The sequence below is a fragment of the Vannielia litorea genome, from assembly GCF_018424695.1.
Lineage (GTDB): Bacteria > Pseudomonadota > Alphaproteobacteria > Rhodobacterales > Rhodobacteraceae > Vannielia > Vannielia litorea_A.
Window position 1 is genome coordinate 1 of the sequence record NZ_QTNQ01000026.1, and the last position, 18,051, is coordinate 18,051.

18 protein-coding genes are annotated in these 18,051 nt (G+C 64.6%); 4 read left to right on the top strand and 14 right to left on the bottom strand.

The features are described from left to right. Together DYI42_RS10905 and DYI42_RS10910 are read right to left on the bottom strand one after the other, a co-directional pair. A partial coding sequence (locus DYI42_RS10905) for a SulP family inorganic anion transporter (RefSeq protein WP_244867842.1) occupies positions 1-678 on the bottom strand: 678 nt, incomplete at its 3' end. Between the two features lie 115 nt (positions 679-793). Continuing rightward, a complete protein-coding gene (locus tag DYI42_RS10910) occupies positions 794-1,387 on the bottom strand; it encodes a 2-hydroxychromene-2-carboxylate isomerase (protein ID WP_213545972.1) in 594 nt (197 codons plus the stop codon). 95 nt (positions 1,388-1,482) lie between these two features. On the opposite strand from DYI42_RS10910, the gene DYI42_RS10915 reads away from it, so the two are divergent. After that, the gene (locus DYI42_RS10915; protein ID WP_213545973.1) at positions 1,483-2,505 is read left to right on the top strand and encodes a ribose-phosphate pyrophosphokinase; all 1,023 of its coding nucleotides are present in this window, start codon (positions 1,483-1,485) and stop codon (positions 2,503-2,505) included. Here the strand turns inward: DYI42_RS10915 and DYI42_RS10920 are convergent. The 10 genes from DYI42_RS10920 to DYI42_RS10965 all read right to left on the bottom strand — a co-directional run bounded on the left by DYI42_RS10920 (position 2,487) and on the right by DYI42_RS10965 (position 11,651). Next, positions 2,487-3,698, bottom strand: a complete 1,212-nt coding sequence (locus DYI42_RS10920; RefSeq protein ID WP_213545974.1) for an MFS transporter — start codon at positions 3,696-3,698, stop codon at positions 2,487-2,489. The two genes, DYI42_RS10915 and DYI42_RS10920, sit on opposite strands and share 19 nt — an antisense overlap. 58 nt (positions 3,699-3,756) lie before the next feature. Then, the gene (locus DYI42_RS10925) at positions 3,757-4,437 is read right to left on the bottom strand and encodes a hypothetical protein (RefSeq protein WP_213545975.1); all 681 of its coding nucleotides are present in this window, start codon (positions 4,435-4,437) and stop codon (positions 3,757-3,759) included. A gap of 88 nt (positions 4,438-4,525) precedes the next feature. Further along, complete coding sequence (locus tag DYI42_RS10930) at positions 4,526-4,876, bottom strand: H-type lectin domain-containing protein (RefSeq protein ID WP_213545976.1); 351 nt, start codon at positions 4,874-4,876, stop codon at positions 4,526-4,528. 136 nt (positions 4,877-5,012) lie between these two features. Beyond that, positions 5,013-5,432 (bottom strand): F0F1 ATP synthase subunit epsilon, encoded by a 420-nt coding sequence (locus DYI42_RS10935; RefSeq protein ID WP_213545977.1) that lies wholly within the window; start codon positions 5,430-5,432, stop codon positions 5,013-5,015. Positions 5,433-5,494: 62 nt separating this feature from the next. Continuing rightward, positions 5,495-6,919, bottom strand: coding sequence for a F0F1 ATP synthase subunit beta (gene atpD / locus DYI42_RS10940; protein WP_213545978.1), 1,425 nt, complete (start codon positions 6,917-6,919; stop codon positions 5,495-5,497). A gap of 16 nt (positions 6,920-6,935) precedes the next feature. After that, complete coding sequence (locus DYI42_RS10945; protein ID WP_213545979.1) at positions 6,936-7,817, bottom strand: F0F1 ATP synthase subunit gamma; 882 nt, start codon at positions 7,815-7,817, stop codon at positions 6,936-6,938. A 21-nt stretch (positions 7,818-7,838) separates the two neighbouring features. Next, positions 7,839-9,377 (bottom strand): F0F1 ATP synthase subunit alpha, encoded by a 1,539-nt coding sequence (atpA, locus tag DYI42_RS10950; RefSeq protein ID WP_213545980.1) that lies wholly within the window; start codon positions 9,375-9,377, stop codon positions 7,839-7,841. Beyond that, the gene (locus DYI42_RS10955) at positions 9,377-9,937 is read right to left on the bottom strand and encodes a F0F1 ATP synthase subunit delta (RefSeq protein ID WP_213545981.1); all 561 of its coding nucleotides are present in this window, start codon (positions 9,935-9,937) and stop codon (positions 9,377-9,379) included. Before DYI42_RS10955 ends, atpA begins: the two co-directional genes overlap by 1 nt. A 395-nt stretch (positions 9,938-10,332) precedes the next feature. Next, entirely contained in the window at positions 10,333-10,623 is a 291-nt protein-coding gene (locus DYI42_RS10960) for a hypothetical protein (protein WP_244867843.1), read from the bottom strand. A 290-nt stretch (positions 10,624-10,913) separates the two neighbouring features. Further along, entirely contained in the window at positions 10,914-11,651 is a 738-nt protein-coding gene (locus tag DYI42_RS10965) for a methyltransferase domain-containing protein (RefSeq protein WP_213545983.1), read from the bottom strand. Between the two features lie 66 nt (positions 11,652-11,717). Between DYI42_RS10965 and gloB the strand changes: the two genes are divergently transcribed. From gloB to DYI42_RS10980, 3 genes are all read left to right on the top strand, one after another. After that, on the top strand, positions 11,718-12,479 hold the full coding sequence (gene gloB / locus DYI42_RS10970) for a hydroxyacylglutathione hydrolase (RefSeq protein ID WP_213545984.1): 762 nt from the start codon (positions 11,718-11,720) through the stop codon (positions 12,477-12,479). Positions 12,480-12,691: 212 nt separating this feature from the next. Then, positions 12,692-15,028, top strand: coding sequence for an ATP-dependent Clp protease ATP-binding subunit ClpA (clpA, locus tag DYI42_RS10975; RefSeq protein WP_213545985.1), 2,337 nt, complete (start codon positions 12,692-12,694; stop codon positions 15,026-15,028). Between the two features lie 80 nt (positions 15,029-15,108). Next, positions 15,109-16,089 carry a M23 family metallopeptidase gene (locus DYI42_RS10980; protein WP_213545986.1) on the top strand — a complete coding sequence of 327 codons (981 nt, stop codon included), beginning with the start codon at positions 15,109-15,111 and terminating at the stop codon, positions 16,087-16,089. A 33-nt stretch (positions 16,090-16,122) separates the two neighbouring features. On the opposite strand, the gene DYI42_RS10985 is transcribed toward DYI42_RS10980, so the two are convergent. Together DYI42_RS10985 and DYI42_RS10990 are read right to left on the bottom strand one after the other, a co-directional pair. After that, positions 16,123-16,998, bottom strand: coding sequence for a TIGR01459 family HAD-type hydrolase (locus tag DYI42_RS10985; RefSeq protein ID WP_213545987.1), 876 nt, complete (start codon positions 16,996-16,998; stop codon positions 16,123-16,125). Between the two features lie 3 nt (positions 16,999-17,001). Continuing rightward, positions 17,002-17,922 carry a manganese-dependent inorganic pyrophosphatase gene (locus DYI42_RS10990; RefSeq protein WP_213545988.1) on the bottom strand — a complete coding sequence of 307 codons (921 nt, stop codon included), beginning with the start codon at positions 17,920-17,922 and terminating at the stop codon, positions 17,002-17,004. Positions 17,923-18,051: the final 129 nt, after the last annotated feature.

An 18,051-nucleotide genomic window follows, 5' to 3' on the forward strand; every position in this document is an offset into this window, starting at 1 on the left:
GGGCAGGGCGCCGAAGCGGCTGGCGATGGTGTCCACCTCCAGCCCGGCGAATGCGACTGTAGCGGAGGTGACGGCGACCGCCACGAGCAGGCCGGGGAAGCGCGGAAAAGCCCGCCGCAGCGCCACGATCAGCACGGCGGTGGCCAGCCCGATGCCCAGGGCCGCGCCGTTGAGGCGGGCGCGCGCGGCCCAGAGCGCTTCGAGCTTGGCGAAGAACTCGGCAGGCATGTCTTCCACCCGCAGGCCCATCACGTCGGCCAGCTGGCTGGTGGCGATGATCACCGCGATTCCGATGGTGAAGCCGTTGATCACCGGCTCGGGCACAAGCGAAATCAGCCGCCCCGCCTTCAGCAAAGCGGCTGCCACGAGGATCAGCCCCGCCATCAGGGTGGCCAGCACCAGCCCGTCATAGCCGTGCTCGGCGATCACCCCGAAGACCACCACGATGAAGGCCCCCGTCGGCCCGCCGATCTGCACGCGGCTGCCGCCCAGCGCCGAAATCAGGAAACCCGCCACGATGGCCGTGACTAGCCCCTTCGCCGGGTCGGCCCCCGAGGCGATGGCGATGGCGAGGCTGAGTGGCAGGGCCACCATGGCAACCGTCACCCCGGCCTGCACATCGGCCAGCAGTGTCGCGCGGCTGTAGCCGCGCAGGGTGGTGAGGATCTTGGGCTTCATCGCAGAGCGTCCGGGCGCAGAATACCGCCTGCTCCTGCAATGCAGTGGCGCAGACGGCGGGTCAACCGTGGCACGTGGCCGCGTCCGCGCCCCGTAGGTCGAGACGTGCCCCGGCCTACCCCTTCAGATGCGCCTCAAGGTCATCCAGACGGTCATGGCCCCAGAATAGCGCGCCATCGTCCACCACGTAGAAGGGCGAGCCGAAGGCCCCTTTCTCCACCGCTTCGTCGAGGTTGCGGCCATAGGTCTCCGCGCCTGCCAGCAGCCCCCGGTCTGCGAGGCCCGGATCGAAACCCGCAGCCTCCAGGCAGGACCGGATCACCTCATCCTGCGCAATGTCCTTCTCCTCGGCCCAACAGGCGCGCAGCAGACCGTGGGCCAGCGCACCCACATCGCCGCCACCCTCGGCCTGAGCGGCGATGAGGGCGTAGGAGGAGGGCGCCATGTTGGTGGGGAAATGGGCCGGCTGGAAGTTCATCGGCAGGCCCGTTTTGGCTGCCGCGCGCTTCAGCTCCTGCATCCGGTAGGCCTTGCGGTTGGGGTGCCGCTCGCCCGGCGGGGTGCCGCCGGTGCGGGCGAAGAGCGCCATGATATCCACCGGCTTGTAGGCGATGGTGGCACCGCTTTCCGCCGCGATCTCCTCCAGCCGCATCCCGGCAAGATAGGTGAAGGGGGAAATCGTGGAGAAAAAGTAATCGATATGCGGCATTTGCACCTCCCTGCGCGCGGCTTTCTGGCCCTGACGGTAGGCCGGTGCTATGGGGTGTCAACGTTTCGATTCTGCCATGCGCGAGGGGACACGCGATGCCCAATCCCACCGAACCCAAACTGATGTCCGGCAATGCCAACCTGCCGCTCGCCAAGTCGATCTGCCGCCGGATGTCGATGCATCGCGGCATGACGGTGGGGCTGGTGGATGCGCGGGTGGAGCGGTTCAACGACCAGGAAATCTTCGTCGAGGTCTACGAGAACGTGCGCGGGGAGGACATGTTCATCATCCAGCCCACCTCCAATCCGGCGAACGACAACCTGATGGAGCTGCTCATCATGGCCGATGCGCTCAAGCGCTCCTCGGCCGCCCGCACCACCGCGGTGATCCCCTATTTCGGCTACGCCCGGCAGGATCGCCGCACCAAGGCGCGTACGCCGATCTCGGCCAAGCTGGTCGCCAACCTGATCCACGAGGCGGGCATCGAGCGGGTGCTGACGATGGATTTGCACGCGGCCCAGATCCAGGGCTTCTTCGATATCCCCGTGGATAACCTCTACGCCTCCCCGGTCTTCGCCCTCGATATCGCACACCACATGAAAGACAAGCTCTCCGACGTCATGGTCGTCTCCCCCGATGTCGGCGGCGTGGCCCGTGCCCGCGAGCTGGCCCAGCGCATCGGCGCGCCGCTCTCCATCGTCGACAAGCGCCGCGAGAAGCCCGGCGAAGTGGCCGAGATGACGGTGATCGGCGACGTGAAGGACAAGGTCTGCATCATCGTGGATGACATCTGCGACACTGCCGGCACCCTCTGCAAGGCTGCCGAGATCCTGATGGAAAACGGCGCGACCGAGGTGCACAGCTACATCTCCCACGGCGTGCTCTCCGGCCCCGCCGTGGAGCGCATCACCAAATCGGTGATGAAGAGCCTCGTGATCACCGACAGCATCGAGCCGACCGATCCGGTAAAGGCCTGCCCCAACATCCGCATCGTGCCCACCGCTCCGATGTTCGCTCAGGCGATCCTCAACATCTGGTCGGGCACCTCGGTGTCGTCGCTCTTCGATCACAACACGCTGGTGCCGATCTACGAGGGCTTCTACGGCACCGATGTCTGACGCCGCGCCGCCACCAGCGGCAGGATCGCCAAGACCAGCAGGGCGCTGAGCACAAAAGGCGCGCCCGGCCAGTGCACCACCGCGTTCTCCGCCGTGAAGGCGCGGAACAGCGGCGTCAGGATCAGCGGTGCCAGCACGGCGGCCAGCGAGGCCAGCGCCGCGATCACACCCTGCACCATGCCCTGCTCATCCTCCCGCGCGATATTGGCGGCCAGTGCAGTGAGCGTGGGCGGCACGATGTCGGAGAGCGCAGAGAGCGGCATCACCAGCACCACCACCCAGGTTGCACTGGCAAAGCCGAAGACAGCCATGGCGAAGGCTGAAATGCCCAGCCCGACGATCACCAGCCGCCGTTCGCCCAGCCACCGCACGGCCACTGGCATCACCACCGCCTGCGACAGCGCCATGAGCACCCCATAGGCCGAGAGCGAGAGGCCCACCGCCAGCGTGCTCCATCCCAGCGCCGCCTTGCCCCAGAACGCCCAGAGCACCGGGTAGACCATGTTGGCAAACTCGAAGAGCCCGAGGCAGATGAGCGGCACCGCGAGGCCGGGCAGGGCGAAGGCCCGGTGGAAGCTGGCGAAGGGGTTGATATCTCGCGCACCGAAGGGGCGGCGGTTCTCGGGCTTCAGTGACTCCGGCAGCACGAAGATGCCCAGGGCCAGGTTGGCGGCGGCCATAGCGGCGGCCACCCAGAACGGCGCCGTCACATGCCAGCCAGCCACCACCCCGCCCAATGCCGGTCCCAGCACGAAGCCCACTCCAAAGGCTGCGCCAATCAGGCCAAAGCGGGCCGCGCGCTGTTCTTTTGGCGTGATATCAGAGACATAGGCCGTTGCGGTGATATAGGTGGCCCCGGCAATGCCCGCGAGCGTGCGGCCCAGCAACAGCATCCAGAAGGTGTTTGCCAGCGCCATCAGCACGTAGTCGAGCACAAGGCAGGCCAGCGCGACCAGCAACACCGGCTTGCGGCCCCACGCGTCCGAGATCGAACCTACGATTGGCCCGAACACAAACTGCGCCCCCGCATAGGCTGCCATCAGCACCCCGGCCCAAAGCGAACCCTCGCCCACGTTCCCCGCCCCGACCCGCTCCATCAGGTCGGGCATGATCGGAAAAACGATCCCGATCCCGATGGCGTCGAGCATCAGGGTGGCGAGGATGAAGAAAAGCGGGCCATTCAGGCGGGGCATGCGGGCTTCTGGCCGCACGGACGCCGCCGGGCAAGCAAAATCTCGATGACAGGCAGCTTCAGGCCCGTTGCAAAACCTGCTCCATCGTCGGCCCGCGCAGCCCGAGTGAAAGCCGCTCGCCACGCCCCGGGGGGATCCGCTGGCCCGGTTCAAGCGCCGGTGAGAGCCGTTTCATGTAGCGCCGAAGCAAGTCCACGGTCAGCCTCTTTTGCAGAGGGGCCGCCGCAAGATCGTCCTCCCAGCCAAACGGCCTGCCCGTTGCCCGATACTGCCATCGGCCCGCCTCGCGCAAAAGGCTGATCCGCCGGGCGCTGCCCGAGGCATGGGTGCCATAGAGATAGGCCGGCTGGTGCGGGCTCTCCGAATCATGCCCGAAGCGGATGACTGGGGCAGCCAACCGTCGGGCCAGGGCCGTGACGGGCATCAGCCCGCCCTCCGGGGCGCGCACCGACCAGGCGTAGGGGCCCTCGATCAACGTCAGCATCTCGTCACCATCGGGCGATCCGAAGCGGAGCGGCGCGAACCATCCACAAAGCAGGCCTGTTACCAAACCTGGAGCCTTGAGCGGATCGGATGTGTCACCGGATGTCAGCCGGATGCGGCGAACGATACGGGAGCGGATCGGTTCAGCATTCCGGTGGTCCGATTCCCATGCGCCGAAAATGCCCGCAAGCGCACGCCTGACCTCGGCGGGAGGGGCGAGGGCGACGCAGGTCGAGAAGGGGGCGTTGGGCGTCATGGTTTTGGCCTACTGCCCCGACGCGGCGAAATTGCGGAAAGATCGTGCAGGCAGGGGCGGATCGGCAGGCAGGCGCGCGGCGAGCCGCTCAGTAGATCTCCCAATCGTCCTCGTGGCGTAATTCGCCAATGGCCATCCAACTCGCCCGTACACGGGCCACGCGGGTGTCACCCCATGTGCGGAAGACAATCTCGAACCCCGCTTCCGTGATGCCCGTGGCCGAAATATCGGCACGTTGGTTTGTCTTCTGGTCCATGTCCCACATGGCCAGAGTAACCATAACTGTAGGGGGGCTGCGGAAGGTTTCGGAAAAGCTGATGGCCCTGCGCGATTGGCGCGGGCCGGTGCCCGTCCACATCTCGCCGCCGTCTTCGAAATCCGAAAACAGCACGACGGAGCCCTCATCGACCCCGACAAGGTGATTGCGCAGGCGTTTCATTCAGTCTGTCAAAACCCGTCTTCCCTGGACCTTGGATAAAACAGGATTTGGGCCAAAATGGGAACCAAAAGGTAAATGGCCCCGCCGAAATTTTCGACGGGGCCAATCTATCATGTTGTCCGGAGGGCTATGCCGCTCAGGCGTTCGCGCGCACCGAGAGGCCCAGATCGTTGCCAAGTGCCGCAATGTCTGCGGCTGTCTTGGCCAGGGCGTCCAGGTCTTCCGGCGAGGCATTGTCGCGCGCGGCGGCGGCATCGGAGAGAAACTCCTCCAGCACCTCGGCGGTCATTTCTTCGGCGGGCACGGCGTGCTCGGCCAGAACGGTGGTCGCGCCGGTGTTGATCTCGGCAAAGCCGCCGATCACGGCGTATTTGCTCTCGGCCCCATCCTCACCGGTCACCGTCAGCACGCCGGGGCGCAGGGTGGTGATCATCGGGCTGTGGTCGGGCATCGCCGTCAGGTCGCCTTCGGCACCCGGGATCTGCACTGCCTTCGCCGCCAGCGAGGCCAGACGGCGCTCGGGCGAAACCAGGTCGAATTGCATGGTGTCGGCCATCATTGGCTCCTGTTGGTTGAAGGTGCCCCCCGCGCCTCAGCAGGGCAGGGGGCGCCAGTCTCTTAGGCGGCTTCCGCAGCCATCTTCTCGGCCTTGGCCTTCACCTCGTCGATGCCGCCAACCATGTAGAAGGCACCTTCGGGCAGGTGGTCGTATTCGCCGGCCACAACCGCCTTGAAGGAGGAGATGGTGTCTTCCAGCGGCACCTGAACGCCGTCGGAGCCGGTGAACACCTTGGCCACGTCGAACGGCTGGCTGAGGAAACGCTGGATCTTCCGGGCGCGGGCCACGGTCAGCTTGTCCTCTTCCGAGAGTTCGTCCATGCCGAGAATGGCGATGATGTCCTGAAGCGACTTGTAGCGCTGGAGGATACCCTGCACGTCACGGGCGACGTTGTAGTGCTCTTCACCCACGATCAGCGGGTCCATCAGGCGCGAGGTGGAGTCCAGCGGGTCCACGGCAGGGTAGATGCCCAGCTCCGAGATCGCGCGGTTAAGCACGGTCGTCGCGTCGAGGTGGGCAAAGGTGGTTGCCGGGGCCGGGTCGGTAAGGTCATCCGCGGGCACGTAGACGGCCTGGATCGAGGTGATCGAGCCGTTCTTCGTCGAGGTGATCCGCTCCTGCATGGCGCCCATGTCGGTGGCCAGCGTCGGCTGGTAGCCCACGGCGGAGGGGATACGGCCCAGGAGGGCCGACATCTCGGAACCGGCCTGGGTGAAGCGGAAGATGTTGTCCACGAAGAACAGCACGTCGGTGCCGGTCGCGTCGCGGAACTGCTCGGCCAGCGTCAGGCCGGTCAGGGCGATCCGGGCACGGGCGCCGGGAGGCTCGTTCATCTGGCCGAAGCAGAGCGCGATCTTGGAGTCGGGCAGGTTGTCCGGGGTCAGAACGCCGGATTCGATCATCTCGTGGTAAAGGTCGTTGCCCTCACGAGTCCGCTCTCCCACACCGGCGAAAACGGAGAGGCCCGAGTGCACCTTGGCGATGTTGTTGATGAGCTCCTGAATGAGCACGGTCTTGCCCACGCCGGCACCGCCGAAGAGGCCGATCTTGCCGCCCTTGGCGTAGGGGGCCAGCAGGTCGATCACCTTAATGCCGGTCACCAGCACTTCGGCTTCGGTCGACTGGTCGGCGAAGTCGGGCGCGGGGGCGTGGATCGGGCGGTATTCGTCGGCTTCGACGGGGCCCTTCTCGTCCACCGGCTCGCCGATCACGTTCAGGATGCGGCCCAGGGTGGCGGTGCCCACGGGCACGGTGATGGCGGAGCCGGTGTCGGTCACTTCCTGACCGCGCACGAGGCCCTCGGTGGCGTCCATCGCGATGGCGCGCACGGTGTTTTCGCCAAGGTGCTGGGCCACTTCGAGCACCAGCTTCTTGCCGTTGTTCTCGGTTTCCAGTGCGTTCAGGATCTCGGGCAGGGCGTCGTCGAACTGCACGTCGACCACGGCGCCGATGACCTGGGTCACTTTGCCTTTTGCGTTAGCCATTGTCGTTTCCTCTTCGTCAGAGCGCCTCGGCGCCCGAAATAATCTCGATCAGCTCGTTGGTGATCACGGCCTGGCGGCTGCGGTTGAACTGGATGGTCAGCTTGTCGATCATCTCGCCCGCGTTGCGCGTGGCGTTATCCATCGCGCTCATCCGGGCGCCCTGTTCCGAGGCCCCGTTCTCCAGCAGCGCGGTGAAGATCTGCGTGGCCACGGCGCGCGGAAGCAGATCGGCCAGAATGGCCTCTTCCTCGGGCTCGTAGTCATAGATCGTCGCGGCCTCCTCGGCAGCTTCCTCCGTCTCCTCGAAGTCGGCGGGGATGATCTGCTGCGCGGTCGGCACCTGGCTGATGACGCTCTGGAACACCGAGTAGAAGATCGTCGCTACGTCGAACTCGCCCGCATCGAAACGGGTGAGCACGTCGCGGGCAATCCCCTGCGCGTCGGTGTATCCCAGCGACTTCACGTTGCTCAGGTCCACGTGACCGACGAACATATCGCCGAAGTCGCGCTTGAGCTGCTCGCGGCCCTTCTTGCCCACGGTGAGGATCTTGACCTCTTTCCCGCTGGCCTGAAGATCACGCGCATGGGTGCGCGCAAGCTTGACGATCGAGCTGTTGAAACCGCCGCAAAGGCCCCGCTCGGCGGTCATGACCACCAGCAGATGCACCTTGTCGTCGCCGGTTCCGGCCAGAAGGCGCGGCGCGCTGTCAGAGCCCGCAGAGGCCCCTGCGAGCCCGGCCATCACGGCATTCATTCGCTCGGCATATGGCCGTCCGGCCTCGGCAGCTTCCTGTGCCCGCCGCAGCTTCGCGGCGGCCACCATCTGCATGGCCTTGGTGATCTTCCGAGTGCTTTTGACACTCTCGATCCTGTTCTTAAGATCCTTGAGGCTCGGCATGAGCTATCTCCCCGGCCAGCCTTAAGCGAAATCTTTGGCGAAATCGTCCAGAGCGGCCTTCACCTTGTCCTCGAGCTCACCCTTCACCTTGCGGTCGTTGTTGGTGATGTCGTCGAGAAGATCCTGGCATTTGCCACGCAGGTGAGCCAGCAGCCCCTGCTCGAAACGGCCCACGTCGGAGACGGAGACGTTGTCGAGGTAGCCGTTGGTGCCTGCATAGATGACACAGACGATCTCGGCGTTGGTCAGCGGCGAATACTGCGGCTGCTTCATCAGCTCGGTGAGGCGCGCACCACGGTTCAGCAGGCGCTGGGTGGCGGCGTCGAGGTCTGAGCCGAACTGGGCGAAGGCGGCCATCTCGCGGTACTGGGCGAGCGACAGTTTCACCGGGCCGGCAACCGAAGACATGGCCTTGGTCTGAGCGGACGAACCCACACGAGACACCGAGAGGCCGGTGTTCACGGCGGGGCGGATGCCCTGGTAGAACAGCTCGGTCTCAAGGAAGATCTGGCCGTCGGTGATCGAGATCACGTTGGTCGGAATAAAGGCCGACACGTCGCCACCCTGGGTTTCGATGATCGGCAGGGCCGTCAGCGAGCCAGCGCCGTGGTCCTCGTTCAGCTTGGCCGAACGCTCCAGCAGACGGGAGTGGAGGTAGAACACGTCACCGGGGTAGGCTTCGCGGCCGGGCGGGCGACGCAGCAGCAGCGACATCTGGCGGTAAGATACGGCCTGCTTGGAGAGGTCATCGTAGATGATCAAAGCGTGGCGGCCGTTGTCGCGGAAGAACTCGGCAATCGAGGTCGCGGTGTAGGGGGCCAGGTACTGCATCGGTGCCGGGTCCGAGGCGGTCGCGGCCACGACGGTGGTGTATTCGATCGCGCCGGTCTCTTCGAGCTTCTTCACCAGCTGCGCCACGGTCGAGCGCTTCTGGCCGACGGCGACGTAAACGCAGTAGAGCTTCTTGCTCTCGTCGTCGCCCGCGGCGTCGTTGTAGCTCTTCTGGTTCAGGATGGTGTCGAGCGCCACGGCGGTCTTGCCGGTCTGACGGTCGCCGATGATCAGCTCGCGCTGGCCGCGACCGATCGGGATCATGGCGTCAACCGACTTGAGGCCGGTGGCCATCGGCTCGTGCACCGATTTACGGGGGATGATGCCCGGCGCCTTCACGTCGGCGATGGCGCGCTCGGAGGTTTCGATGGCGCCCTTGCCGTCCACCGGGTTGCCGAGGCCGTCGACAACGCGGCCCAGCATGGCGTCGCCCACCGGCACGTCCACGATGGCCTGGGTGCGCTTGACGGTGTCACCTTCCTTGATGTCGCGGTCGGAGCCGAAGATCACGACACCGACGTTGTCGGTTTCGAGGTTCAGAGCCATGCCCCGGATGCCACCGGGGAATTCAACCATTTCACCGGCCTGGATCGCGTCGAGCCCATGCACACGGGCAATACCGTCACCGACGGAGAGCACGCGGCCGACTTCGGCAACTTCGGCCTCCTGGCCAAAATTCTTGATCTGGTCCTTGAGGATTGCGGAGATTTCCGCAGCTTGGAGAGCCATTAGCCGACCTCTTTCATTGCGTTCTGGAGGGAAGACAGCTTCGAGCGGATCGAGCTGTCGATCATCTGGGAGCCGAGCTTCACGACGAGGCCGCCAATCAGGGCGTCATCGACGTGCATCTCGAGTTTCACGTCCTTGCCGACCTTCTTTGCGAGGGTATCGGCGAGTTTCTTCTGCTGGTCGTCGGAGAGCGGCTGGGCCGAGGTGACTTCGGCAGTCACCTCGCCTTTCTCTACGGCGATCATTTCCTTGAGGGCCTTCACCAGCTGGGGCAGGGCGAAGAGGCGGCGGTTCTGCGCCATCAGAGCCAGCGTCGAGACCGTCAGGTCATCGAGGCTCATCTTCTTGGCCACCGCCGTCACCCCTGCTTCCTGCTGGGAGCGCGAGTAGACAGGGTTGGAGATCAGGTCGCGAAAGGCGTCGCTGTCATCCAGGGCCGCGCCGATGGTGTCGGCGTCGGATTCAAGTGCAGTAAGTTTCTTGTCGCTCTTTGCGAGGTCGAAGAGCGCTGATGCGTAGCGCGCGGCGATGCTTGCGGATATCGAAGCCGTCTCGGACACGTCCACCCCTCGTTGTCATTATGGCCCGTTCGCTTGGGCTCTGGGCATAGATCGGGTGTTGCCGTCACCGGCACCCCCCGAAGTCGAGGGGTGTCTAGCAGACGGTTTATGGGCTCGCAACTGCTTTAACAGGTGTTATTTGTGGTGAAAAATTACGCGTTTTCAGTGCATTGGCTCCCCTGCGACAGTTTGGTGTCATTTGGCTGCGGCTTGGCCGGGGGAATCTCTTATGGCACGGGATGCCATTGTATACTGTCGCGCCGCGCGTGATTTTCCGTTGCGTGGCGGTGCCTTATCGGATTCGCCGCCGCGCTTGGCCGCCGTCGGGCGCGCCGGAAGCCCCCGACGGCAGCACGCCTGCGGTTTGACTTGAGGCAGAACAACGGTCCTGCCGCTCAGTTCACTGCAAGCGCAATCTCACCGCGCCAAACCGTGACGCTGGCCATGTCGATCGCTTCGAGGAATGGTGCGTTTCCGGGGGCGGTGCCAATCGCCGCCGCCGCACCCTTTGCCGCCGCCATGCTCTGCCATTCTATCTGTTCGGTCCACAGGCCGTCGCTCGAACATGATAGCCTGCGCGCAACGAAGCCGTCGCGGTCGCGGACAAACGCGTTAACTGCCCGAGCGGCGGCCTCGAAGTTGCTGCGGTCCACATCCGGCTTCAGTTTGAAGGTGACGGTTTCCATGACGTGAAGTCCCATCCTTCGGTCCTTTCTTTCTGGGAGATGGTGAGACCGTTATGCACATGCAGTCTGACAGCCCCTGTCAGGAGTGGTCAGGCCGACAGGTAAGAAAGGGGGGCTGCTGACACTGGCGTGGCGCTTGTTGCGTGGCCGCTCGCGTTAACCTGTGTTGCCCACGGACGCGGCGTATCGCCGTAGGTATGGGTTGTGCATGGGTTGTGCATTGAATGTGCATGTGCACATTTGCACATGAGCGGGCGGTAACGAAACGCACGCGCGCATCGCGGGAGATGTCAGGCGGGCTTTGCTCCAGCGGGCTCCAGCACCTCCAGCGGGGCACGCTTTCGGGCGGGTCGCGCCTCGCCGCCCGGTGCATAAACCCGCTTGCTGGCCTCGAGGATAAAGACGCCACCGGCGAGGTAGCTGGAGATCTTTCGCCCGGTTTTTTCCAGGAAGTTCGAGGACTTGACCCAGAAACGCCGATGGCTCGGCGGGCTGAACAGGGCGGCGAGGTGGCGTTCGGGGACAAAGCCGTTCGCCTTCAACTGTGCTTCGAGTTGCCCCAGCGAGTATGGCCGCCCAAAGCCGAACGGTGTCACATCCCGCCGCGCCCACAGCCCGGCCCGGTTCGGCACGATGAACATCGCCCGCCCGCCGGGGCCCAGAACCCTATGAATTTCCTCAAGAAGTCGGCCCGGATTGTCGGTCGTCTCCAGCCCGTGCAGGCAAATGAGCTTGTCGACCTGCCCGGTCGTGACGGGCCACAGCGTTTCCTCGACCAGAACCGAATGGTTCGGCCCTCCGGTCGGCCAATGCGCCACCCCCTGCGCCCCCGGCATCAGCGCCATCACCCTGCGCGCCTCAGCGAGGTAGGGCCGCAAGAGCGGCGTGGCAAAGCCGTAGCCCACAACGCTCTGTGCCTTCGCCTCCGGCCAAAGCGCCGTGACCTGATCCCGGATTGCACGCTGCGCCACACGCCCTAGCTGGGTACGATAGTAGAAGCTTCTCAAGTCGAGAACGTCCAGATGCATCTGGTTGCCGGAGTCCCATGGTTGGGTCAGTCTGGGCAGACCATATCAGCGCGCCAAGGAAACGCCATGCCCCTCGATATCCTTACCGTCCCCTGCCTGTCCGACAATTACGCCTATGTGGTGAAAGGCCCTGACGGGGTCTGTCTGATCGACGCGCCCGAGGCCGGGCCGATCATCGACGCATTGGAGGAAAAAGGCTGGAAACCCGGGGTGTTGATGATCACTCACCATCACCACGACCACGTTGGCGGGGTCGAGGAACTGCGCGAGAGATACGGGCTGAAGGTGATGGGCCCCAAGGCGGAAGAGGCCAAGCTGCCCCCGCTCGACATGGGGCTGACCGAGGGCATGAACGGCGGCGAGGGCGAGGGCTACACCGTGCCGCTCGACGTGCCGGGGCACACCCTCGGCCACATGGCCTTCCACTTCCCCAATGGCGGCGCTCTTTTCACCGCCGACAGCCTCATGGCGCTCGGCTGTGGGCGGGTGTTCGAGGGCACGATGGAGCAGATGCACGACTCACTTCAAAAGCTCGCCGCGCTGCCGCCGGAAACAATGGTCTACTCCGGGCATGAATATACCATGGGCAACGCCAAATTCGCCCTGACGGTCGACCCGGATAACCCCGCCCTCCAGGAAAGGGTTAAGAAAGTGGCAGCCATGCGCGAGGCCGGTGAACCGACGGCACAGGTTTCTCTGGCAGAAGAGCTGGCGACCAACCCCTTTCTGCGGCCCTCCGATCCGGGCATTCGGGCCACACTGAACATGAAAGACGCCTCCGATGCAGAGGTTTTCGCCGAAATCCGCCGTCGAAAGGATGCGTTTTGAGATCACCGCACTATAGTGCCGCCACCAATGCCGACGGCACGCCCGAAGGCCCCCTGCGCGCAGATCACAATTTGTGCATTTCGGGGACTGGGGCAAAAAACTTCTCAGAAAAGACTTGAAGGTTCGGGTTTTCCACCGAACTTTAATCATATGAGGCCACGGTCAAGGACGGGCCCGACCCTCCTCGGCCACCAGGGAAAGGAGCACATCGCGTGCCATCGTTTTCGAACACCCTCGAGCAAGCAATCCACGCAGCTCTGGCGCTTGCGAATGCACGCCGCCATGAGCTCGCCACGCTGGAGCATCTCCTGCTGGCGCTGATCGATGAGCCTGACGCCGCCAAGGTGATGCAGGCCTGCTCGGTCGATCTGGACGAACTCCGCAGCACACTCAACGACTTCATTGATGAAGACCTGTCGACTCTCGTCACCGAGATCGAAGGCTCCGAAGCCGTGCCCACCGCCGCTTTCCAGCGTGTCATCCAGCGCGCCGCGATTCACGTGCAAAGCTCCGGCCGCACTGAAGTGACCGGCGCAAACGTGCTCGTGGCGATCTTTGCCGAGCGCGAGAGCAACGCCGCCTTCTTCCTGCAGGAGCAGGAGATGACCCGCTATGACGCGGTCAATTTCATCGCCCACGGCGTGGCGAAAGACCCGGCCTTCGGCGAAACCCGCTCGGTTTCCGGCGCGACCGACATGGAAGATGAGGCCGCCTCCGCCGAAACCGTCAACGCCGAGCCGGAAGAGAAGGAGAGTGCGCTTTCCAAGTATTGCGTCGATCTGAACGCCAAGGCGAAGGACGGCGATGTCGATCCGCTGATCGGGCGTGAGCATGAGGTGGAGCGCTGCATTCAGGTGCTGTGCCGCCGCCGCAAGAACAACCCGCTCCTGGTGGGTGATCCGGGCGTCGGCAAGACGGCCATCGCCGAGGGGCTGGCGCGCAAGATCGTGCAGGGCGAAACGCCCGAGGTGCTGTCGCAATCCACCATCTACTCGCTCGATATGGGCGCGCTGCTCGCCGGCACCCGCTATCGCGGTGACTTCGAGGAGCGGCTGAAGGCCGTGGTGACCGACCTTGAGAAGCACCCCGATGCGGTGCTCTTCATCGACGAGATCCACACCGTTATCGGCGCCGGTGCCACATCCGGTGGGGCGATGGATGCCTCCAACCTGCTGAAGCCCGCGCTTCAGGGCGGCAAGCTGCGTTGCATGGGCTCCACCACCTACAAGGAGTTCCGCCAGCACTTCGAGAAGGACCGCGCGCTGAGCCGCCGGTTCCAGAAGATCGACGTCACCGAGCCTTCGGTGGAAGACAGCGTGAAAATCCTCAAGGGCCTCAAGCCCTACTTCGAGGACCACCACGCCATCAAATACACCGCCGAAGCGATCAAATCGGCTGTCGAGCTCTCGGCCCGATACATCAACGACCGCAAGCTGCCCGACAAGGCGATCGACGTGATCGACGAAGCCGGTGCGGCCCAGCACCTCGTGGCCGAAAGCAAGCGCCGCAAGACCATCGGCACCAAGGAGATCGAGGCCGTGGTGGCCAAGATCGCCCGCATCCCGCCCAAGAACGTCAGCAAGGACGATGCCGAGGTTCTGAAGGATCTGGAAACCTCGCTCAAGCGCGTGGTCTTCGGGCAGGACAAGGCGATCACTGCACTGTCCTCGGCAATCAAGCTGGCCCGTGCGGGCCTGCGCGAGCCCGAGAAGCCCATTGGTAACTACCTCTTTGCCGGCCCAACGGGCGTTGGTAAAACGGAAGTTGCCAAGCAGCTCGCCAGCCAACTCGGTGTGGAGCTGCTGCGCTTCGACATGTCGGAATACATGGAGAAGCACGCGGTCTCCCGCCTCATCGGTGCGCCTCCGGGCTACGTCGGCTTCGACCAGGGCGGCATGCTCACCGATGGCGTCGACCAGAACCCGCATTGCGTGCTCCTGCTTGACGAGATCGAAAAGGCGCACCCGGATGTCTACAACATCCTCCTGCAGGTGATGGACCACGGCAAGCTGACCGACCACAACGGACGGACGACCGACTTCCGCAACGTGATCCTGATCATGACCTCCAACGCGGGCGCCGCCGAACAGGCCAAGGAGGCCATCGGCTTCGGGCGTGACCGGAGGACGGGCGAAGACGAGGCCGCCATTGAGCGCACCTTCACGCCGGAGTTCCGCAACCGTCTGGATGCCGTCATCAGCTTCGCGCCGCTCGGCAAGGAAACCATCCTTTCCGTCGTCGAGAAGTTCGTGCTGCAACTCGAGGCCCAGCTGATGGATCGCGATGTGACCATAGAGCTGACGCCGAAGGCCGCCGAGTGGCTCGCCGAGAAGGGCTATGATGACAAGATGGGCGCCCGTCCGCTGGGCCGGGTGATCCAGGAAAACATCAAGAAGCCGCTGGCGGAAGAACTTCTGTTCGGCAAGCTGACCAAGGGCGGCATCGTCAAGGTCGGCGTGAAGAACGGCGAGATCGACCTGCGGATGGAAGAGCCGGCGAAGGCCCGCATCGGGTCGCGCAAGAAGCCGCCGCTGCTCACTGCGGAATGACGCAGGCCATACGACATTGCGGGGAGCGCCTTCGGGCGCTCCCTTTGCACATCCGGGGCCTGTTTCTGGCTCTCGCCCCGTTGCCCGCCTTCGCCGATCCGCCCCTGCTCGGCCTGCCGGTGGACTGTGCGCTGGGGCGCGATTGTTACATCCAGCAGTATTTTGACCGCGACCCGGACGACGGAGAGGTTCTGGATCACGGCTGCGGCGCCCTGGCCAACGATGGCCACGGCGGCACCGATTTTGCCGTGCCCGCGCTGAGCAGCACGGCCGCCGGGGTCACTGTCATCGCGGCTGCCCCGGGCACCGTTCTTGGCACGCGCGATGGAATGCCCGACATCTCAGTTCGGGATGCGGGCGCGCCCGATCTCGAAGGCCGGGATTGCGGTAATGGCGTGGTGATCGACCACGGCGATGGCTGGGCGACGCAGTACTGCCACCTCAGGCAGGGATCTGTCGTCGTGGAGCCCGGCCAGCGCGTGGCCATGGGCACGCCGCTGGGTCAGGTCGGCATGTCCGGGCGGGCTTCTTTTCCGCATGTTCATCTGACCGTCAGGCACGGGCCCGAGAAGGTTGACCCCTTCAATCCCGACCCGGGCGCCGCGCCCGCCTGCGTTGCTGAGGTCGGGGGGCAGGCAGTGGCGCAAACACCGCGCGTCACGCCCGGTGGCCGGGATGGCCTCTGGCTCGACGCGCCGCCCTATGTCCCCGGCGGGCTCATTGCTGTCGGCTTTGCCGACAGGGTGCCGGCTATCTCTGACATTCGCACGGGCCTGCGCAGCGCAGCCGTCACCGCGCCGAAGGCCCCGGCGATGGTGGTCTGGGGCTATGCATTTGCGGCGCAGGCTGGAGACGAGATCGAGATTGTCTTTGAAGGACCAGAAGGCGAGATCGGGCGCCACGTGGATGTGCTCGAAAAGTCCCAGCCCTTCGTGTTGCGCGCTTACGGCAAGCGCACCCCCGCCGCTGGCTGGGCCTGGGGCACCTACCGCGGAACCGTCATTCACCGCCGGGGTGATGCCGAACTCGGCCGTCGGTATATCGAGACCGAGGTAAACTGAAATCCGCCGGCTTTCTCGCGGAAAGCCGGTGCCTTACCGCAGGAAGCCGATTGCGTAGGTCGTGGCCATCTGGTGGTTTGCGAGGTAGGCGTCGAGCTCTTGCTGCACCGGCTGGCCGCCCGGCGCGGTGCCGGTTTCCACTGCGCCCAATCCGCCGGTTATGAACAGGCAATCGAGCCCTTCGCCCATCGCCCCCTTCACATCCGTCAACACCCCGTCCCCGATGCACAGGATCGGCCCCGACGGGTCGCCGCCCACCTCGGCCAGACGCGCGCGGGCAAGGTCATAGATCGGCGGATGCGGTTTGCCGAAGTAAAGGCTCTCACCCCCCATCTCGGTGTAGAGCTTTGCCAGCGCCCCGGCACACCACTCCCGCGTCTCACCGCGGTCAACGACGATATCGGGGTTGGCGCAAAGCAGCTTGAGGCCCTTCTGCTTGGCATAGAGCAACTGCCCGCGCATCTCCTCGGGGTCGGCGAACGGATCGAACGGCCCTGTGCAGACGATGCCTTCAGCCTGTTCTAGGTCAACCCGCTCAATGGTGACCGGCTCCTTCACCAGGTGGAGGGGCTCGAAAAAGGTAAGGTCAAACTGGGTGCCGACAAACCAGACCTTCTGGCCGACGGCGCCCTGGAACATCGCAGCCCGTGCCGAGTCCCCGGAGGTGGCGATCACGTCCCAGGCATCATCCGGCACGCCCCACTGGACGAGCTGTTTCTGCACCTCGGCCCGGGCCCGGGGCGCATTGGTTAGCAGCACCACCTTTTTGCCGGCGGCGCGAAATTCCTGAAGCGCGGCAACGGCTTCGGGGAAGGCGGTGACGCCGTTGTGGACGCAGCCCCAGAGATCGACGAAGGCCGCGTCATACAAATGCGCGACCTCCGAAAGGTTTTCGATGACCCGGCTCACGCCTCAGACCTTGAGCGCGGGGATGATCTGCTTTTTGCGGCTCATGATGCCGGGCAGCACAACCGTGTCACCCGCGACGGTCGCGCCAAAGCTCTTCTCGGCCACGGTCTTCACCAGGTCGTTCGGCACCAGCAGTGTGGCCTCTTCCTTCAGGATATCGATGACGAAAAGCAGCACCTGGTCCACGCCATCCTCGGCGGCCACGATCTTCATGCTTTCCATCAGGCTGTCCTTGCGGTCGAGCACGATCTTGGGCGCGGTGGTCTCCAGCACCGAAACGCGAAACTTGGTGCCGTCCACGGGGTATTCCTTGGAGTCCATCCGCAGCAGTTCGGCATCGGAAAAGGCCGACACGTCGGACTTGGCTTCAAACATCTCGGAGGCATAGGCGCTGAGGTCGAGGCCCAGGTCGGCGGCCAGCTCTTCGGCCAGTGCCTTGTCCTGCTCGGTCGTGGTCGGGGAGCGGAATTCCAGCGTGTCCGACAGGATGCAGGAGAGCATCAGCCCCTTGATCCCCTCGGGCATCTTGGCGGCGTTGTCGCCCATCAGGTTGTGCATGATCGTGGCGGTGCAGGCCAGCGGCTTGATGGTGATGTCGATCGGGCCCTTCGTCTCGATGCCGCCGGTCAGCTTGTGGTGGTCGATGATCTGCAGGATGTCGGCGCTGTTGATCGCCTCGGGCAGCTCGGCAGGGTTGTTGGTGTCGACGATAATCACCTGCTCGCCCTCGCTCACGCCCTCGATGATGCTCGGCTGCTCATAGCCCCAGCGCTTCAGAACGAAGGCGGCCTCGGTGTTGGGCTCGCCCAGCAGCACGGCTTCGGCGGGCTGGCCGCGATGCTCGCTCATGTACCATGCCCAGATGAGCGGGGAGCCGGTGCTGTCGGTGTCGGGGGATTTGTGGCCAAAAACCTTGATCGTCATGTCTCGCCTGCGTCTGTGTTAGGAGTCGCGGGCCTTGTAGCGGGGTGCTCGCGCGATGTCACCCGCCGAGCGCGCCGGGGCGGCGGGCATTTGACCGCAGGCCACCTGTTCGTTAGTTTCCTTGGACCG

Coding starts and splice junctions, on each gene's coding strand:
- DYI42_RS10910 (WP_213545972.1), bottom strand. CDS start 1,387: ATGCCGCATATCGATTACTTTTTCTCCACGATTTCCCCCTTCACCTAT.
- DYI42_RS10915 (WP_213545973.1), top strand. CDS start 1,483: ATGCCCAATCCCACCGAACCCAAACTGATGTCCGGCAATGCCAACCTG.
- DYI42_RS10920 (WP_213545974.1), bottom strand. CDS start 3,698: ATGCCCCGCCTGAATGGCCCGCTTTTCTTCATCCTCGCCACCCTGATG.
- DYI42_RS10925 (WP_213545975.1), bottom strand. CDS start 4,437: ATGACGCCCAACGCCCCCTTCTCGACCTGCGTCGCCCTCGCCCCTCCC.
- DYI42_RS10930 (WP_213545976.1), bottom strand. CDS start 4,876: ATGAAACGCCTGCGCAATCACCTTGTCGGGGTCGATGAGGGCTCCGTC.
- DYI42_RS10935 (WP_213545977.1), bottom strand. CDS start 5,432: ATGGCCGACACCATGCAATTCGACCTGGTTTCGCCCGAGCGCCGTCTG.
- atpD (WP_213545978.1), bottom strand. CDS start 6,919: ATGGCTAACGCAAAAGGCAAAGTGACCCAGGTCATCGGCGCCGTGGTC.
- DYI42_RS10945 (WP_213545979.1), bottom strand. CDS start 7,817: ATGCCGAGCCTCAAGGATCTTAAGAACAGGATCGAGAGTGTCAAAAGC.
- atpA (WP_213545980.1), bottom strand. CDS start 9,377: ATGGCTCTCCAAGCTGCGGAAATCTCCGCAATCCTCAAGGACCAGATC.
- DYI42_RS10960 (WP_244867843.1), bottom strand. CDS start 10,623: ATGGAAACCGTCACCTTCAAACTGAAGCCGGATGTGGACCGCAGCAAC.
- DYI42_RS10965 (WP_213545983.1), bottom strand. CDS start 11,651: ATGCATCTGGACGTTCTCGACTTGAGAAGCTTCTACTATCGTACCCAG.
- gloB (WP_213545984.1), top strand. CDS start 11,718: ATGCCCCTCGATATCCTTACCGTCCCCTGCCTGTCCGACAATTACGCC.
- DYI42_RS10990 (WP_213545988.1), bottom strand. CDS start 17,922: ATGACGATCAAGGTTTTTGGCCACAAATCCCCCGACACCGACAGCACC.